The organism is Streptococcus sp. 21.1, from assembly GCF_016648635.1.
Classification (GTDB): Bacteria; Bacillota; Bacilli; order Lactobacillales; family Streptococcaceae; genus Streptococcus.
Map to the genome: position 1 here is coordinate 24,462 of NZ_JACLQL010000005.1, position 19,899 is coordinate 44,360.

At 39.9% G+C, this 19,899-nt stretch carries 10 protein-coding genes and 1 pseudogene; all 11 read right to left on the bottom strand.

The features are described from left to right. Position 1: 1 nt before the first annotated feature. Positions 2–946 (bottom strand): homoserine O-acetyltransferase MetA, encoded by a 945-nt coding sequence (gene metA / locus H7U01_RS05010; protein ID WP_013990730.1) that lies wholly within the window; start codon positions 944–946, stop codon positions 2–4. 172 nt (positions 947–1,118) lie between these two features. Beyond that, positions 1,119–1,637 carry an adenine phosphoribosyltransferase gene (locus tag H7U01_RS05015; RefSeq protein ID WP_002890753.1) on the bottom strand — a complete coding sequence of 173 codons (519 nt, stop codon included), beginning with the start codon at positions 1,635–1,637 and terminating at the stop codon, positions 1,119–1,121. 118 nt (positions 1,638–1,755) lie between these two features. Next, complete coding sequence (gene recJ / locus H7U01_RS05020) at positions 1,756–3,957, bottom strand: single-stranded-DNA-specific exonuclease RecJ (protein WP_013990731.1); 2,202 nt, start codon at positions 3,955–3,957, stop codon at positions 1,756–1,758. A gap of 310 nt (positions 3,958–4,267) precedes the next feature. After that, entirely contained in the window at positions 4,268–4,672 is a 405-nt protein-coding gene (locus H7U01_RS05025) for a GNAT family N-acetyltransferase (protein WP_060971482.1), read from the bottom strand. A gap of 270 nt (positions 4,673–4,942) precedes the next feature. Continuing rightward, the gene (locus H7U01_RS05030) at positions 4,943–5,710 is read right to left on the bottom strand and encodes an SDR family NAD(P)-dependent oxidoreductase (protein WP_201041213.1); all 768 of its coding nucleotides are present in this window, start codon (positions 5,708–5,710) and stop codon (positions 4,943–4,945) included. Further along, positions 5,710–6,639: a ribonuclease Z gene (gene rnz / locus H7U01_RS05035; RefSeq protein WP_201041214.1), complete on the bottom strand. Its 930-nt coding sequence runs from the start codon at positions 6,637–6,639 to the stop codon at positions 5,710–5,712. Before rnz ends, H7U01_RS05030 begins: the two co-directional genes overlap by 1 nt. 31 nt (positions 6,640–6,670) lie before the next feature. Continuing rightward, on the bottom strand, positions 6,671–7,312 hold the full coding sequence (locus tag H7U01_RS05040) for a cystathionine beta-lyase (protein WP_201041215.1): 642 nt from the start codon (positions 7,310–7,312) through the stop codon (positions 6,671–6,673). Next, positions 7,305–8,543 carry a GTPase HflX gene (gene hflX / locus H7U01_RS05045; protein ID WP_073950598.1) on the bottom strand — a complete coding sequence of 413 codons (1,239 nt, stop codon included), beginning with the start codon at positions 8,541–8,543 and terminating at the stop codon, positions 7,305–7,307. The genes H7U01_RS05040 and hflX overlap by 8 nt, the downstream gene beginning before the upstream one ends. 377 nt (positions 8,544–8,920) lie before the next feature. Next, a pseudogene (locus H7U01_RS05050) lies at positions 8,921–10,090 on the bottom strand (FtsW/RodA/SpoVE family cell cycle protein); the annotation flags it as partial. A 140-nt stretch (positions 10,091–10,230) separates the two neighbouring features. Next, positions 10,231–15,030 (bottom strand): glycoside hydrolase family 70 protein, encoded by a 4,800-nt coding sequence (locus H7U01_RS05055; RefSeq protein WP_073950510.1) that lies wholly within the window; start codon positions 15,028–15,030, stop codon positions 10,231–10,233. Between the two features lie 235 nt (positions 15,031–15,265). After that, positions 15,266–19,822, bottom strand: a complete 4,557-nt coding sequence (locus tag H7U01_RS05060; RefSeq protein ID WP_201041217.1) for a glycoside hydrolase family 70 protein — start codon at positions 19,820–19,822, stop codon at positions 15,266–15,268. Positions 19,823–19,899: the final 77 nt, after the last annotated feature.

The window sequence follows — 19,899 nt, forward strand, 5'->3', positions numbered from 1 at the left end:
ACTACAAATAACCGTAGAATGAAAAATCGTCTTCCAACTCTTCTAAACGATAAGGTGTTTCTTGATATACCGCATAGTTAATCCAATTGCTAAAGAAAGCAGATGCCGCAAGATTCCAACGAAGTTTAGGCTCCTGACTTGGATCATCCTCTGGAAAATAGTTTGCTGGTACGTCTGGATTAATCCCTGCATCCAAATCTCTTCGGTATTCTCTTGCCAGAGTATCACGGTCATATTCAAAATGACCGAAACTATATACTTCACGAAGATTCTTACTTGCTAAAATGGATAAACCAACCTCTGGTCCTGACACAACAATGTCTAAATCCGTCTTGTCTTTAATATCCTCGAGCGTAACCTCAGTATAGCGTGAGTGTGGTGACACAAAGCTATCATCAAAGCCATTCATAAGGAAGTTTTCAGGCATGTCAACAGTTTGTTTATAGATTCCAGATAATTTCTCTGACAATGGAACCTTGTCGACTCCATGCTTATAATAAAGACCTGCTTGAGCTCCCCAACACAGATGAAGGGTTGAATAAACATGCTTTTTAGACCAATCAAAAACTTGTGTTAATTCTTGCCAATAATCCACTTCCTCAAATGGCATTTGCTCAACAGGTGCACCTGTTACAATGAGACCATCATAATACTTATGCTTAATTTCATCAAAAGTCTTATAGAAAGTTTCCATATGTTCGGCATGTGTATTTTTTGACTTATGACTAGCCATATAAAGAAACTCGACGTTAATTTGAAGTGGCGTATTAGCCAAAAGACGTAGTAACTGAGTTTCTGTCACTTCTTTAGTTGGCATAAGATTTAGGATTAAGACCTCCATTGGTCGAATATCCTGGCTACTAGCTCTGTTCTCATCCATGATGAAGACATTTTCCGAACGCAATACATCAAGAGCTGGTAACTTATTATCAAGTTTTATAGGCATAACAATATCTCCATCCTTATTTATTCTATCTTCATATTATAAACCGGGGAGGTATTGTTATCAAATATATATTTTCTCTAGTTAGCTATAGCTTTAAACTATATTTAGAGGCCACCTTTGTTTTAAAAGAGTTAAAAAGGCCCTAAGGCCTTTTGTTAATTCATAGATAGATTTATCCTGGGAAGTTCATCAATACTTTAGTATCGTAACCTTCAATAGCTTTACGTCCATTAAGACCATCAAGCTCAATCAAGAAGGCACAGCCAGCAACGACTCCACCTAGGCGCTCAATCATTTCAATTGTAGCTTTAACGGTACCACCAGTTGCCAAAAGGTCATCAACGATAAGTACACGTTGACCTGGTTTGATTGCATCAGCATGCATACAAAGTGTATCGACACCATACTCTTTTTCGTAATCTGCTGAAATCACTTCACGTGGCAATTTACCAGGTTTACGAACTGGAGCAAAGCCAATACCAAGTTCAAAAGCAACTGGACAACCAACGATGAAACCACGCGCTTCAGGACCAACAATCATGTCAATCTTCTTATCAGTCGCATACTGAACGATTTCACGGATAGCATAGCTATAAGCATTTCCATCAGCCATCAAAGGACTAATATCACGGAAAGTAACCCCTTCTTTAGGGTAGTTTTCAATAGATGCAATATAATCTTCTAATTTCATTTGTTCTTCCTATAGGCTTTTCGCCAAAAAAATATTTACATACCATTATAGCATGAATCTTCAGATTTAGAAAATGCTAACCCTCATTTCGAGACGAATCCTTTGGATTCAGACTCCCCTACTTATAAAGCCAGTCATAAATTTCCTGTGGTGTTCCCAAAGCCATAAGTTCTTGGAACTTAACGAGTCGTTTCAGATCTTGGAAAATCTGACTGTCCTCAATCACACGTTTTTCAGCTTCTTTATTGACTGTCATAACACCATTATCAATAGTCACAAAATCCAATTCATCAAAGATTTGAATCATCTTAATCAGGAGAATCTTGTCGATTTTAAGGTAATGACTGAGTTCATCCAGTTTATAGCGGACATCGAATTCTGGGAATTGATAAATGGTTTTATAGAGCCTTGCAAATTGCTCTCTTGTTCCATAACCTGTCAGATAATAGGCTTCCTTAATGCTATTTTTAAAATAGATAGCCTGAAAATCTTTACCTTCAAACCACTCTTTTAATTCTGTCGCTGATTCAGGTAGGGTGTTGAGGACAACCGCAGGCTCTGTGTCTGCTGCTTCTTCTACCGATGGTAGACCTTCAGGCAGTGACATGTTTTTTGATCGAAAATCAAATAATTGAACACCATCCACACGCGCATCTTCTAGCATGAGCTGGAGCGTTGTCTGACCATTCCAAACATTAACAGACAAGGTCACTGCCAATTCCAAACCCTGAGCTTGTTGGAATTCTTGAAGAAGATTACCTTTGTTAAAAGCGACAACATCAAAGCTATCCTTGCCTTGCTTAACCTTAAACTTAAGATGGGCTCCGTTTTGTCCCATAGTCCTAGCTTGAGTAACGGTAATATCATGTAGCCAAAAGACTGGCTTTTTATTGTCCATACCAAAAGGTGCTAATTTTTCAAGGCTCTTGATGGTATCCAAGCTAAGCTCACTGAGCTGGAGCTCCTCGTCTAAATTTAACGTATTTTTGGCACTCGTATCAATGTCATTATCGTAGACATAATGACACAAAATCTCTGATAGTCGTCCAAGATTTTCTTCAGGAAGGGTCATCCCCGCCGCTCCAGCATGTCCTCCAAAAGCAGTAAAGATGTCTCGGTGGTCATCAAGGGCATGGAAGATATTGATAGATTCCAAACTACGAGCGGAACCCTTAGCCAAGCCATCTTCAATATTCAAAACCACTACTGTCTGACTGATTTGTTCCATGATACGCCCCGCCACAATACCTAGAACGCCAGGATGCCAGCCTTCCTTGGCCAGAACCTGAACAGGTTTGTCCGGGTCTACCATGGTTATGGCTTCATCAAAGATGTTTTGAACAACTTCCTTACGTTCTTCATTTTTAGCATTGATTTCCAGAGCAATGGCTTGGGCTTCTTCATCGTCAAATCCGGTCAGCAGTTCAATGGCTGGATTTGGATCATCTAAGCGCCCCAAGGCATTGAGTTGAGGGGCCAGTTTAAATCCTACCGTTTCTTCAGAAATCGTTGTTGGGTCTACATCTGAAATACGGAGTAACTCTTGCAGTCCAATACGCTCAGTAGTCTTTAGAATTTCCAGGCCGACCTTGACCATAATACGATTTTCATCCGTTAGGCTAACCATATCGGCAATGGTACCAATGGCTACCAAGTCCAACATCTCAGTAGGAATAGTTTCAAGGAGGGCAGTTGCCAATTTGAAAGCTACACCACAACCTGCCAAATACTTAAAAGGATAATCGGTATCTGGATGCTCTGGATGGACAATGGCATAGGCATCTGGAAGCTGTGCCGGCATACTGTGATGGTCTGTAACGATAACGTCCACACCTTGCTCTTGCGCATAAGCGATAGCCTCATTACCCGCTACTCCATTATCCACTGTAACAATGAGTGAAATGCCTTCCTGTTCAATGAAGTACTTGTAGACACTTTCGTTTGGCCCATAACCATCTGTAAACCGGTTAGGCAAATAGACTCTAGCTTCAGCCCCCATCATTTCAAGGGCTTCCTTGACAATCGATGCTGACGTCATTCCATCCGCATCATAGTCTCCATAGACTAAGATTTGCTCATAATTTTCAATGGCCTGACGAATTCTAGCCACTGCCTTATCCATATCATGAAGAAGATAAGGATCATGAAGGTGTGATAAATCAGCCTTTAGAAAGTCTTCAAGAGTATCTTCTGTCGTAATGCCACGTTCATAGGCAATCTTGGCTGCTGTTTCTGCCAACCCACGTTCTTTGGCAAGTTTAAAAAAGCCAGCATCTGGCTCTTTTGTGTTTATTTTCCAATCATACGTTGATGTAATCATGTTACTTATATTTTCTCCCTGTCATCTAGTCTATCTATTATAACATGAATAAATTTATCATAGTGGATAAAAGCCTAAGTTTCCTAAAAAGAGAATGGAAAACATCGAAAGGTGTTTAGACTCGTGATACATTTCCAATCAAGACCTGCTTTTCTAGACAAAATAATAGTCTGGATATTGCTCCCTTTTTGACTTGTGTTTTCTCAGATATTCCCTTCTCCTCTTTACGATATCTAACTCTATTCTACTATCATTTTCAAGTAATATTAGAAAAACAAGAAAAAGATTCCCTATTTGGAAATCCTCTACATCAATATTTATAAATCATACCTGTACAAGCTTGCTCTGAAAGTTCGACAAATCCCAAGGATTGGTAAAAGGCTAAATTTTTCTCGCTACGATCAGTGGCAAGGAGCCGTTGATAGACATTGGGGAAAGTCGCTAAAGCCTCTTCTAAGAGTTTCGTGCCAATGCCTTGGCGCTGGTGATCTGGTCGCACCAAGAGGTCCTGTACAAAAATGACAGAATGGCCATCTCCTACTAAGCGAATGTAGGCTACTAACTCTTCCTTATCATAGACTGCCAACTGCCAGAGACTGGCTTTGACAGCTTCTTCTAGCATGGTTGGATTGTTAGTATAATTGGTCCAGCCGACTGAACTGTACAGTGCGAGTAGGTCTGTCATCGCTGGAATCTCTTTTTTATAATTTAACATCTTAACTCCTTTCCAAACTTCCGACTAGTTGCTAATAGGGGTTGTCCTGAGCCCGTAAACCTACCATTTCCTCATTGGGTTTCACAGCTAGGACTCTATTTTCTTACGCTAGGTGGTTGGACACAGGGCCAAAGCCACTGCCAAAATCAAGAACTCACTTACCCTTGATGTCCTGTAATTGGTCAAAAAGAATATCATAATAGATTTGACCTCAGGGTTGCTTGAGATTCTCTAAATACGCTTGGATATTTGCGGCCATCTAGTATCCTCCTATTTGTAGTTAAACACATTGGTAGCTAGTTTGTCCGAGATTCGTGGAAATAGCGTGTAGCCTTTGTGGGCAACTGATAAGAGTCGTGGTAGATTAACTTCACGTTTATTTTTGCCCAGAATACGGACAATCTTTTTAGACACGTATTTAGGACTGAGGACAAACTTTTTAACACTCTCAAGATAGGCTCCAGAGGGATCAGCTTGATCAAAGAAACCTGTCTCAATTGGACCAGGATTGACTGTTGTCACATAGACTCCCTTATCAGCCAACTCTAAACGCAGGGCATCTGAAAAGCCAATTACCGCAAACTTTGTCGCTGCATAAACACTTGAATTGGCTGTCGCAATTTTCCCCGCCATACTGGCGATGTTGATGATATGACCATGGCCTTGCTCCACCATTTTCTCAGCCATCAAACGTGAAAAGGTCATCGTCGCAAAGGTATTGATATCAAACATGTCACGGACTTCTTGGCTAGTGTAGTTATCATAAGACTTGAATTCACCGTAACCAGCATTATTGATAAAGACATCAATACGTCCAAATCGTTGATAGAGATAATCGACCATCTCTTTAATGGCCTTGTCGTCTCTAAGATCAATGGCAAGGCAAGTTTTATTTTCCACATGGCGATAACATTTCTCAAGTTTGGCCTTGTCTCGTCCTAAGAGGATAATACCATCACTGGGTGAGAGCTGCTTGACAATTTCTTGAGCAAGGCCTCCTGAGGCACCAGTAATAGCAATAATACGTTGTTTAGCCATTAAATCTCTACCTCTTCCAAGTCACGAACGATGTGGGTGTTTTCGAAAATTGTTTTAGCATCTGCTGCCATCTTACCGATATCACGCCCCAAGAAACGTGCTGATAGGTGATTTAGAAGAAGGCGTTTAGCTGACGCATCTTTAGCGACCTGTGCTGCTTGCATATTGGTTGAATGCCCATGGCTCTTGGCAATTTTTTCATCACCCTTACCATAAGTAGCCTCGTGAACTAAGACATCTGCCCCCAATCCAAGACGAACACTGGCATTTGTCTTACGGGTGTCACCTAAGATAGTGATAACTTTACCTTTCTTAGGCGCGGAAATGAAGTCCTTGGCAATGATTTTCGTTCCATCTTCAAGAACCACATCTTGACCATTCTTAATTTGACCAAAAAGTGGTCCAAATGGCACACCTGCTGCTTTAAGAGCCTCAGCATCCAAAGTTCCTTCAAGATCCTTTTGAACCACACGGTAACCAACACAAAAAATGGTGTGATCCAACTTATCTGCATAAACCGCAAACTTGTCATTTTCCATAACCAAGCCTAGCTTATGCTCATCAATTTCCTTAAAATGCACATGATAAGGTAAACGTGTCCCCGAGGTACGAAGGCTAGTCATGACGTATTGCTTAATACCAACTGGACCATAAACTTCAAGGTCAGTTTGTTCTTCACTAGATTGGAAAGAACGACTAGCCAAGAAACCAGGTAGACCGAAGATATGGTCCCCGTGCATATGTGTGATAAAGATTTTTTTAACTTTACGAGGTTTGATTGTTGTTTCTAAAATCTGACGTTGGGTTCCTTCCCCACAGTCAAACATCCAGACTTCGTTGATTTCATCGAGTAGCTTCAAAACTAGACTCGATACATTACGAGCCTTGGATGGCTGTCCGGCGCCCGTCCCTAAAAATTGTAATTCCATGACTTTCTATACTTTCTATCTATCGTTTTTCTTATTTCTGGACAATATAAGCCAGGCATTCACGCTGAGCAAAGTCATAATAAACGGTTTGCCCTTTATATTGAGACAAAAGCTCCACTAATTCATCTTGATTAAAGCTAGCCAACTTAATGACATTTCCCTTCAGTTTAGTTACACGACTTAGTAACTGAGTCTCTGGTGTCAACTCTTCCAACACTTCTTCATCAAAGTAAACCTTGGCCATCTTAATTTGAGTGCCTTCAAGATAAACCTTATACTGCGGAAAAACTTGAGCAAGCTCAAACAAAATACTAGCCGTTGGAACCTCTAAATGCTCGGCAAAGACTAAGGCCACCTCATCAGCATTTTCATAGCAAAATCCATAAGATTTTCCTGACAGATTGAGACGAATAAAAGGCTTGTGCTCATCAAAAGATGGTTCAGGGTTAAAGAGGTTCAACTCCTTTGAAAGGTCCAAATAGTAATCCGTCGCTGCTTCAGGAGATTGTTTTTGGTAAATCTCTGCAAAATAAGCATTAATCACGCTTGGTGGTGGCGTAATGAAAGCCAATTTTTGACTGTCCGAAAGGTCTGACAAGGTATTTTCCAAATAGACCTTATCTAAACTTGTAAAACCACCATATTTTAAAGCTAAATCCATATAATCAGTCATAAAATTCTTCCAATTTCCATTTATTTTTCGGTGAAATATAACCTGTAATTTCTTCCACTTCTGTCTCAAAAGTGTAGCTATCTAGCAAGGCTAATTGACTCAACTGATAAAGTTTATAAGCTTGATCCTGATAGACCTTAATACTAAAGGGTTCAAAAATCTGTTGAATTTCATCAATCAAGAGTCTTCTGAGTGCCTCACGACTTCCCTTGTCACGTGCTGAGAGACGAACATTTGGAAAGACTGTTGCTACTAGGTTATCAGCTACATCCATCTTATTGTAAATTGCTAGGCGAGGAATATCAGTCATGTCTAAGTCTTTGAGAATGTCTAAGACCACCTTTTCATGCTCTTCGTGATTAGGATCACTCGCATCAATAACATGCAAAAGAAGATCCACATTACGACTTTCTTCAAGTGTTGACTTAAAGGCAGCAACCAATTCTGTTGGCAAGTCCTGGATAAAACCAACCGTATCTGTCAAGGTCACTTGAAACTGATCCTTTAAGTAAATTTTCTTAGTCGTTGCATCCAAGGTCGCGAAAAGTTCATTAGCCTCATATTGCTTATCATCCGTCATAAGGTTCATGATTGTTGATTTCCCAGCATTGGTATAACCAATCAAACCAATTTTAAAGGCACTTGAATCAACACGCTTTTCGCGAATGGTTTCTCGGTTCTTCTCAACAACCTTTAACTGGCGTTCAATATCAGCAATCTGGTTACGAATCGAACGACGATTAAGCTCCAACTGACTTTCACCAGGTCCACGGCTACCAATGCCCCCTGCTTGACGGCTGAGCATAATCCCTTGACCAGCTAAACGGGGCAACATGTATTTTAGTTGAGCTAGGTGAACCTGAAGTTTCCCTTCATGGCTTCTAGCTCTCATGGCAAAGATATCCAAAATTAATTGCATACGATCAATAACTTTTACGCCAAATGCAGCTTCAAGATTGGTATTTTGACGAGGCGTTAAACGGTTATTGACGATGACAGTGCTAATCTCATCCGCATCCACCATGGCCTTGATTTCTTCTAATTTTCCTGAACCCACGAAAGACTTACTATCATAGCGTTCACGTTTTTGGGTATAGCTAGCTACAACCTCTGCCCCTGCAGTTTTGGCAAGACTGGCAAGTTCCTCCATTGACATGTCAAAATGCTCTGTCTCTTGCAATTCAACACCTACTAAAATAGCACGTTCTTGCTGTTTGGCTGTCTCTATCATAGCAAACCCCTTTTCGAAATAGTCGACTTCTATTATACCATAGGCAGGGGCAAAGAAAAGGTCACAGACCTTAATTTTTTTCAAAGAAAAACAAGTTGGATTAACCAACTTGCTTCTTCTTAATGTTTACGTGTCGGTTTCTTTTTTGAACCCTTACGACGCTTGCCTTGATGAATGCTTGGCGTATTTTGAGAAATGGTTTGACGCATTTTCTCAGTGGCCTTATCAACCTTATCTTTAGCCTTGCCCAATTCTTGAGTGGCCTTAGTAACACTCTTCGAAGACTTGTTCTTCTTAGACTTACTCTTAGAAACAGGTTTCACTTGACTAGTTCCAGACGTACGCATCCGACGAGACATTGCTAAGAGAATTTTATTTTCCTCGTTGAGATTGGTTTGATAAGCCATCGAAAGCACCAAACCAACACCAATCAAGTTAGAGATGAGTGATGATCCCCCTTGGGAAATGAAAGGTAAAGGAATACCTGTCAAAGGAAGAATTCCCACTGTTGCCCCAATATTTTCAAAAATATGGAAGACAATCATCATGATAAAACCTGTCGAAATAAAGGTATAGAAACGATTGTTAGACCTGAATGTCACCCGCAACATGCGATAAATAAGGAAGAGATAGGTTAGAAGAACCAATCCACCACCTACCAAACCAAAGTCTTCCGCAATAACTGTGAAAATCATGTCACTCTCACGAACCGGTACGTTCAACTCCAGATGATTAAAGCCTTTACCATAGATTCCTCCAGTACCAATCGAAATCATCCCCTGTGTCTGTTGAAAGGCGATACCATCTGCATAAGTGAAGGGATCCAACCAAGCTGAGATACGGTTAATCTGGTAGGTTTGTACCCCCATCTTGAGCATAGCTTCCTTACCCCAATCTGTGGTAAATACCATTACAAACAAGGCTAATCCTGTTGCAAAAGCTAGAACTACCGGCAAGATAATACGCCAGGATATCCCCGAGACCACTACAATACCGGCTAAAATAGCCAGAAAGACTAAGGCAGTCCCCATATCTCCTTGAAGAACCAGTAAACCTAAAACAGGGAGCGTGACTGCAACATATTGGAAGAGCAATAACCAGTCATCCTGAAGGTTGGTCACTTCCTTACCTTGCTTAGCCCAAACACCTATTCTCGATAGGAAAAGAATGTAGGATATCTTCATAAATTCTGATGGTTGAAAAAGGGTGACTGATCCAATGCTTACCCAGTTTTTCGCTCCCGTCGAGGCTACCAAAGCAGGAGAATAGAAAACGAGAGGTAGAACCATAAGCCCCAGACCGAAAATATAGAGCCAGGGGGTTACCTTCCAAAGAAACTCTGTATTAAATAACATGACAACAAAAGCAAGTACTGAACCTAGAAAAATCCATAGTACTTGCTGAGACATGACTTGCACAAGATTCTTTGGGTAATCAAAATTTGTCGCGATAAATATCGAAACCAGGCCAACCAGTAGCAATATGAGAACTGGCAGGAGAATCGAGTAATCTATCCGACTTTCAATAGTATTTTTTGACTTAGCCATGTGTACTCCAAAATAAAGATTTAGCAAGAGTTATTATACCACTTTTTTGGCCAGACAAATGACCTGAATGTATAAAAGTTAGACAATTTTTTACGAAAAAAGCCACCACAAAAGTGATTGACTTCTTTCATTCATTAATCTTAATTTGACACGTAGCCTTTTCCTTGAGCATTGAAGTATACCCATTGCCCTGAAGGAATTTTAACCCAACGATTAATAGCCTTTTCCCCTGTATGAACATCATAGTAAGAGATTGAGCCATCAGGATTCGCAGCTGTTGCACCTTTCACTTGCTTACCAGTTTGGTCAAAGTAAAGGTTTTGGCCGTTGATCGTCTGTTCGCCAACAACAAGTTCACCTTTGGCATCAGCATAATACCAGTTGTTGTCTCCAGTAGTGAAGAAGGTTGATACTAACTTATTACCAGTAGCTCCATGGTAGTATGAACGGCTGCCATTCGCATTTGTTGCAAAGTCACCTTTAACCTGTTTACCATCAGTAGCAAAGAAGAGTTTTTGACCGTTAATCACTTGAGCTCCTGTAACGACATTTCCCTTATCATCAGCATAATACCATCTATCATGACCGGTAGTGAAGAAGGTTGATACCAATTTATCACCAGTATTCCAATGGTAGAATGAACGACTACCGTCAGTGTTCATTACGAAGCCACCCTTAACTTGACGACCATTTGCATCAAAGTAGAGATGTTGACCATTGATAATCTGAGCACCTGTGACATTACGTCCATGTGAATCTGCATAGAACCAGTTGTTGTCCCCTGTAGTATAGAAGCCTGGTGTATGTGCCTTAGTCACAACACCCTTAGCATCGATATTAAAGGTTTGACCATTAACTACTAGTGATGTATCCACAAGTTTCACACCTGTAATGGCATCGTAGTATGAAGTCGTTCCATCAGGATTGTTCACGAACTCACCTTTAACTTGTTTACCTGACTCATCAAAGTAGAGCTCGTCACCATTGATGGTTTGCGCACCACGAAGAACATCACCTTCGTTATTTGCATAGTATGTAGCATCACCAACTTGGAAGAAGCGGTTCTTAACTTGAACACCTTTTTCATTGAAGTAAAGGTTTTGTTTGCCTACCTTAGTAAATCCAGTGGCAACATAGCCCTTATCATTAGCGTAGTACCAGTTACCATCTTGTTCAAAGAAGCCTGAGTACTTACGTTCACCTGAATCGCCACAGAAGAACATCAAATGTCCATCTTTTGTAGGAATGAAGATACCTTTAGCTTGGTAACCATTGTCATAGAAGTATTTTTCCTTACCTTCTACTTCAGTCAAACCAGTAGCCATGATGCCACCCTTGAAGAAGTATTGGTAGATTTTCTCTTCCTTACCACTGTCATCTTTAACGGTAACTTCTTTCCAACCAGTTTGAGTCGTCAATTTACCTGACTTACCATAAACCAATGATTGACCTTTGGCATTTTTAATAACACCATCAGTAAACATAACACCATTTGGCAAGAAGAAATAGTTTGAACCGTCGATAGCTTGTTCACCAGTTACAAGGTAACCCTTATCGTTAAAGTAGTACTGTTTGCCATTATATGTCACAAATTGACTCTTAGCTTGAGTACCAGATGTTGTGTAATAAGTTACCCCTGTACCATCATAAGCAAATCCAGTTTTAGCTTTTGTATCACCAGTCAAGGCTGCTGGAAGGAAGGTACCTTTATCGTTAACGGTGAAGTACAATTTACCATCGCTGAGAACGTAGTCAGAACCATGTTTTTGGATATTTGTACCGTTAAAGTACTTAGCTTCCCATTGTTTAATCTTCACAGATGGATCAATTGTCTTACCTGACGCTTCCATAACTTCTTTGAAGATTTCTGGATAAAGTTTTTGAAGTTTGTCGAGGAAGGCACCACCATACTGTGCTTGGAAATCATTTCCTGATGACTTAGTATTTGTCACATAGAGTTTATTAACCAAGCTAGTATCATCAAGCACCTTACCATGTGTATCTGTACGAGTAGCTGTCACTACTTCTTTACCTGGGAGAGTATACAATTGGTCTGGAACCCAGTCAGCAATGACTTGAATACCTTGTTTGTGAAGAGCCTTGAGGGCATCACGAAGGTCTTCTTTTGAACCGTATTTATTGTTTTTGCTCATGGCAAAGTCATAACGGTCTGTGAAGGCATAACCATTTTCAATAATAGAATCAAGGAAAGTGCCATCTTTAGATGAGACATATTGAGGTGCAATTTCAAATGACGTAATGCCCCATGACTTGAAGAGGTCTGCATTAGCTGCAATCAATTTATTAGTATATTGACTGTCTTCTTTAACAAAGTCTTGGAAGTTTGAGAAACCTTCGTAAATCACTTGTGCTTCAAGGGCTGCAGAAGAGCTATAAACCTTATCCCCTTCTTTGTAGGCTTTTGTTGATGGTTTAGCAAGAACGTTTTGATCGTCAGTCGCACCTACTGGTACCCAAACTGAAAGGTAACCACTCATATCAACAGTCTTAAAGCCTTTGATTTCATCAGCTGTGAAGACAAGATTTCCTTGTGCATCTGTATATTTAACAATCTTAGTATCTGAATCATTCAATGATGACACGATACCTTTATCCGTACCAAGCAAGAGTGGACGGTAGGCTTGGTTCTTGTGGGCTGCACCCATATTTACAGTAATCGTTTCACCATCTGCTAATTTCAAATCTGGGTTATTAGCAATAAGGGTCAACATACCAGAATTGCGGCCGTATTTTCCACCTTCTGTATCTGTCTTAGACATCAAATCTTGACCGTAACGGACAGAGACAAGAACTTCTTTGTTGTCTTTAGCAGATGACACGCCATCACCAGCAAGGTTATGGATATAAGATGTTTGTCCACCGGCTACATATTTAGAACGAGCTTTAAGAAGTGTCGTGATTTGGTCAAAGTATGGTGATTTCTTAGCCATGTATTGACCGTTATCAGTATACAAGTCTCCGTAATATACACGAGTTGCTGCACCCATTGTTTGAAGCATCAAAGCATAGGCAGCAGGGATATTTGAGTGTGTATATTCCTTATCAACTTTCAACATATCCGCATTATAAATGTCGAAAGCCTGTTTCAATTGGTCTAATGTGAATGTGAAACCATCTGTTGTAGGATCAATTTTCTTACTGATAATGTCTGCGATAACCGTTTGAACTTCTGAGTCGTGTGCACGAACAAAGAGGTAGGTTGCAAAACCAAGTTGATCATATGAGGTAACTTCCGCACGGTTTGAAAGACCAAAATAACCACCGTTAATAAGGTCCTTCATTGATGCATTACGTGCACCTGTACCCTTATTCGTTACCGGACGAGTCAATCCATGAACAATAGACAAACGGAGACCATTATCCATAGAAAGGGCAGCTGTATTGTGTTCGTCAACATAATATGGGTCATTTTGAGACCAAGCTTCAAGAATTGAGATATTAGCAAGGGCACGTGCTTCAGACTCGTTTACCTTGTAGGCTGCCTTCATGTATGAAGACACCAATTGAAGCATATCGATGCTGACATTGTCCACTGCATCAACACGGATACCATCAAAGTGAGCATCTTTGTCCTTGTCACCAAAGACGATTTGTCCCCAGTTCATGAAGTAATACAATTGGTTAAGCATTTCAGCTTGCACAATTGGGTTTGAGTTGTCGATATCGCTTGATAGCAAGAACTCATAACCAGCATCACTACCACTCTTGATCTTGTCTTTTGCCAAACGGCTTGTCGCTGTTTGATCAAGTTTACGGTAGTCTGAGTTAGCCCACTTCGTTAAATCACTATTAACAAAGAGGAGAGCTCCTTTTTGGAAGTGTTCTTTACCTGGAGATTCAGAGTTAATATTCCATTTATCTTGGTCTTTAACAAAGGCCTCGATTGACTGACGCAACCAGTCTGTTGACTTATTAGCAGCAATCTTAACTTCAATCTTACGTTGGATGATTTGAGCAGCGGCATTCAAACTAGCTTGAGAATTTTCAATCGTAAAGACATCTTTTGTTTCTTCACCGTTGCTAAGAGCCTTAGTCATGTAGTTCAAGTAAGCTACTTGAGTATCCTTATCAGGCCACCAAGACATCAAAAGTGGACGGAAATCTTTTTCAGTTGACGCTTTCCAAGTTGTACCAGCTTCAAGGATTTCTTTTGGACGGTACCAACTATCTGCTGTCAAATAACCATCAACAAGTTCAAAGCTTGCTTTTGTTGAATCATAGGCAGCATTATTTTTTGTAAAATCAGTAACAAGATTTGTTGTTTCTTGTGTGAATGAATAAGTTGATGTGCTTGAAAGGGCACCATTTTCATCAAAATAAAGGACCTGACCATTTACAGTAATGGCAAAGTTTTTCTTGTGTGATCCATCTTCTAGAAGATAGTAATATTTACCATCTTTTTCCTTTTTAATATTATCAAGTGAGACTGCAGCCTTAATCTCAGCTTCAGAAAGCTCTTTAGACTTCTCAGCCGTTGGAGCAGCTACTCCAGCATTTGCAGCTACTTCCGATGTTGTAGCAGTTTCTGGTTTAGCAGCAACTTCTGGCTTAGCAGTCGTTTCAGGTTTGGCTTCAACCTCTACTGCTGCAGCTCTATCACTAGTTGTTCCTGAATTTGGTTGAACAGTCGTTTCAGCTGGTTTGTCAGCAGTAACTGCTGCTCGCTCTGTTGTTGTGGCATTTGAAGTATTTCCTACCTCAGTTGTTGTGCCTACCTCTTTTTCAACCACAGGATTTGTATTTTCCCCGACTGTAGTTGTTGAAGGTGATCCATTAGTATTATTTATTTCTTCTGCAGAGGTGAGTGAAGATGTGGCAACACTACCACCTACAATGGTAGCCAAAGCTGCTGAAGCGACAGCCAAAGTAACCCACTGCTTCTTCACTTTATGCAGTTTATAGCGTACTTTATTTTCCATATTCAATTTTTCCCCAATATATTTTTTGTCTTAAAATCTACACCTTAAAGACTTACTTATTATATCATTTTTCACTATCAAAAAAACTTAATACAACTTATTTTAATGACTTTTTTACCATCTTAATATTAAATTAAAAATCCGTCATGTAAGCGACTTGAAAGGGTATTTTTCAAAAAGAACCTTTTCCTAGAAAATATAAAAAAGAGAACCGAAGTTCTCCTTTTTAAATCAATTAGTTTAGCACTCTAGGTGGGTAAGCAAGACCATTCTTATCAAAGTAAACGTAAACTCCTGGTTGAATTTCTACCCATGTGCTAACAGCTCTCTTACCACTATCACCATAGTAATAGCTGATTCGACCATTGCCAGCACTTACTGTTTGCCCTTTTACTTGTTTACCATCTTTAGCAAAGTAATAAGTATCGTCACCAATTTTAACTTCACCAGTCACTGACTTACCATTAGCACCGATATAGTACCAATTGTTGTCTCCTGTTGTGAAGAACTCATTAGTCAAGCGTTCACCTGTTGCAGCATCATACTTGCTATAAGTACCATCTGCATTCTTAACAATACCACCCTTAACTTGGCTTCCGTCTGCATTAAAGTAGAGGTGTTGTCCATTGATAACTTGAGCACCTGTAACAGTATTACCATTAGCGCCTGCATAGTACCAAACATTGCCATCAGTTGTGAAGAATTCGTTAGTCACTAGCTCTCCAGAACCTTCTTTGTACTTACTATAAGTACCATCTGCATTCTTAACAACGCCACCTTTAACTTGACTTCCATCTTCATTAAAGTAAAGTTTTTGACCATTGATAACTTGAGCACCTGTAGCGGCAACACCATTTTCATCGAAGTGGTACCATTTACCATCGATGTTCCTCCAAGTGTTCTTGATAGCATTACCAGTATGAGCTTCGAAGTAATAAGTCTTACCTTTATAGGTTGCTAACTTATCTTTAGTTTGGAAACCATCTTCACCAAAGTATTGTGTGGAACCATCGATAACAGTAAGACCTTTAGCCATGACACCTTCATTAGTGAAGTAACGGAATTTCACAACCTTAGATTCATTACCATCTTTATCAGTTTCAGTTACATCAAATTTAGTGTAACCACCCTTGTACATTTGACCTTTATAGTTATAAAGGTAAGTATTACCGTTAGCATCAACATAGAAGGCATTGCTCAACATGATACCATTTGGCAAGAAACGATAAACATCTTTACCATTTGGTGAGTATTCACCATTTGTAACCATGTGACCACGTGCATCAAAGTAATAGGTATTTCCATTGAAAGTAACAAAGGCAGATTTAGCTTGATTACCACTTGTACCGAAGTAAGTGATTCCCTTACCATCATTTGAGAACCCAGTAACAGCCTTTTCATTTCCTGTCAATTGAAGAGGAATGAAGTTACCTTCTTTAGTGACAGTGAAATATTTACCAGTTGCTTCATCGCTAAGTACATAGCCAACACCGCGGTCAAGAACGTTTGTTCCGTTGAAGTATTTAGCCTTCCATTGTTTCAATTTAACAGAATCATCAATTGGTTTACCAGTTGAGATCATGTTTTCCGTGAACATTTTAGGGTACTTAGCTTTAAGTTCAGCTAAGAATTCGCCACCATATTGAGCTTGGTAATCCCTACCTGATGACTTAGAGTTAGCTACATAAAGTGAGTGATCAATGATAGCATCTGCAATCTTACGTCCTGCACCGTCAGTACGAGTCGCTGTTACGACTTCTTTACCTGGCAATTGGTAAATTTGGTCTGGAACCCAGTCAGCGATTGCTTGGATACCCGCTTTGTGAAGGGCTTTAAGAGCATCACGAAGATCTTCTTTAGAACCATATTTATTGTTCTTACTCATGGCAAGATCATAACGATCTGCAAAGGCATAACCATTTTGGATAACTGAGTCAAGGAAGGTACCGTCATCGGCAGATACAAATTGAGGTGCCATTTCAAATGATGTTACGCCCCATGACTTGAACAAATCAACATTTTCAGCAATCTTACGGTTAGTATAAACTGAAGGATCTGAACCATCTGGGATAGTTTGGAAGTTAGAGAATCCTTCGTAGATCAATTGTGAATCATAAGCTTCAGTCGCTTTAAGAGTCAACTCTCCTTCTTTTTTAGCTTCTGTTGAAGGCGCTACTCGGATATCTTGATCATCTGAAGCTCCAACTGGAACCCAAACTGCTACGAAACCAGACATATCAAATGTTTCATAACCCTTAATGTCATTAGCACCGAAAGTCAAGACACCGTTGCTGTCTGTTTCTTTCACATAACCTGCTGCGATTGCATCTGCATCAGATGTAAAGTTCTTGATACCATCAGCTGTACCAACAATCAAAGCACGGTATTTTTGGTTGGCATGGATTTTACCCATTTCAACATTAAGTTTAGCTGATTGATCCAAAGTCAATTTTGGATTGTTAGCTACAAGTGTTACCTGACCAGAGGTACGGCTGTATTTAGAACCTTCTGTATCGTCAGCTGTCATGATGTCTTTACCATAACGTACTGAAGTGTAGACTTCACTTGTGCGGTAAAGTTCAACATCTGAATTGTCCATCTTACCATCAGTTGGCAACCAGTAAGAACGTTGCGCTTGTCCACCAGATACATACTTGATACGGTTCTTCATCAAGTTAACGATGGTGTCGTGATATGGTGATTTAGTTTCCATATAGTGACCGTCATCTGTATAAAGGTCTCCATAGTAGACACGAGTGATCGTTTCCATGTTCTGCAACATTACAGCATAAGCTGCAGGGATGTTATTCAAGGTATATTTCTTATTGCTGCTGAGCATGTCTTTGTTGTAAATTTCAAATGCTTGCTTCATTTCAGAATCAGAGATAGTGAAACCATCTGATTTTTTATTGATTTCTTTCTTAATGATTTCAGCAATAATATCTTGAACGTTGTTATCATGGGCACGGATAAAGACGTAGTTTCCTGACGCGTCTCCGTATTTCTCATTGTATTTACCAATTGTAGACTGTTTAGCTGTACCGTCTTCGTTGTAGGCAGTGCTTCCATCTTTGTTAATCCAGTCAGTCTTAAAATCGCGTTGAGTCGTATTGAAAGTATTGTTATACAAAGGACTTACAGCTGGTGTACGATCCTTAATTGGTTTAGCCAATGAGAAAAGGAGGGCCAAACGTTGTTTATTTTCCATGGCAAGCGCAGCACCATCAGTCTTGTCATTGTAATGGTTGTCGTTAAGACTCCACGCTTCAAGAACTGAGATATGAGCAAGAGCTTGCGCCTCAGATTTATTTACACCATAGTACTCACGGAAATAGTTTGTGTAGAGTTGAAGCATGTCAGCATTGACATTATCTACCGCATCGACACGGATACCATCGAAGTTAGCATCCTTGTCACCCATAACAATTGAACCCCAGTTCATAAGGTAGTGAATTTGGTTCAATTGTTCCGCTTGAACAACTGGGTTAGATAAGTCTACGTCATTAGCAAGCAAGAAGTCGAAGCCACCCATGTGGTTTGGGTCAGACTGCTCATCAAGAACTGACTTATTAATCGTACCAGTCTGGTTAGTAGCCGTACGGTTCAAAAGACGATAGTTAGAATTTGCCCATGGTGTACGTGAGTCATTCACATAAAGAAGGGCTCCACCTTGAAGGTGATCCTCTCCTCCACCTTTTGAATAGTTTTCAGTTTCTTTGTTCCACTGTGGTTGTGTCTTAACAAAGGCAGAGATAGTTTCACGCAACCATTGTGTTGATTTTTCAGCCTGAATCTTTTGTTCAATCTTAACTTGGATATCCTTAGCAGCACGATTTAAGTCTGCTTGCTTATCTGTGCTTGTGTACTTAGCCTCCAAGTTGAAGACTTTAGACATGTAGTTCAAGTAATTAACTTGCGTATCTACATTTGGCCACCAAGCCATCAAAAGTGGACGGAAATCTTCTGCAGTTGATGCTTGCCAAGTCACACCATCTTTGATGATAGAAACTGGACGGTACCAGCTATCAGCAGTCAAATAACCATTAATCAATTCAAAACTTGCTTCAGATGAATCGTAGGCACGGTTATTGATTGAGAAACCATCAACAATATTTGTTGTTCCAGGTGTGAAAGAGTGTGTTGATGAACTTGTAAGGGCGCCATCTTTGCCGAAGTAAAGCAATTGACCATTTACAGTAATGGCAAAGTTTTCTTTGTGTGAACCATCTTCATTAACATAGTAATATTTACCATCAGTGTATTTGATGTTTTTCAAAGAAAGTGCTGCTTCCACTTCTGAATCTTTCAAAGCAGCTTGAGGAGCTTTAACTTCTGTGTTTACAACTTCAGCCTTCACTGTTGCTGGTTGTTCTTCTGCTTTTTCAGTTGTAACAGCTGGTGCATCTGTTGTCACAACTGCTTCTTTATTTGGAACAGCTGCCACCGCTACATCAGAAGTTGTTGCTGTTGTAGCTGCTTCAGCTGTTGCTTGTGTGTTCGTTGTAGTTGCTGTTTCGACGGCATTTGTTTCTTTAGCAGGCGTTAAAACATCTGCTTCTTTTGTATTTGTACGTTTATCGACTTCTTTGGTTGCTTCTGTAGAAGTAACTAAATCGGCTGTTGTATCTAAATTTGGTTGAGTTACTATCTTATCTTGAGTTTCATCCGCTGAAACTGAAGATGTTGTTGCAGACAATCCTCCTACGACAGTAGCAAGTGCTGCAGAGGCAACTGCAATTGTGACCCATTGCTTCTTAACTTTATGAAGCTTATAGTGTACCTTATTTTCCATTATAATTTTCCCCGTGATTTTATTTGTCAAAATCAGACTGAAATCTATCCGATTTCAAACAATTACATTATATCATT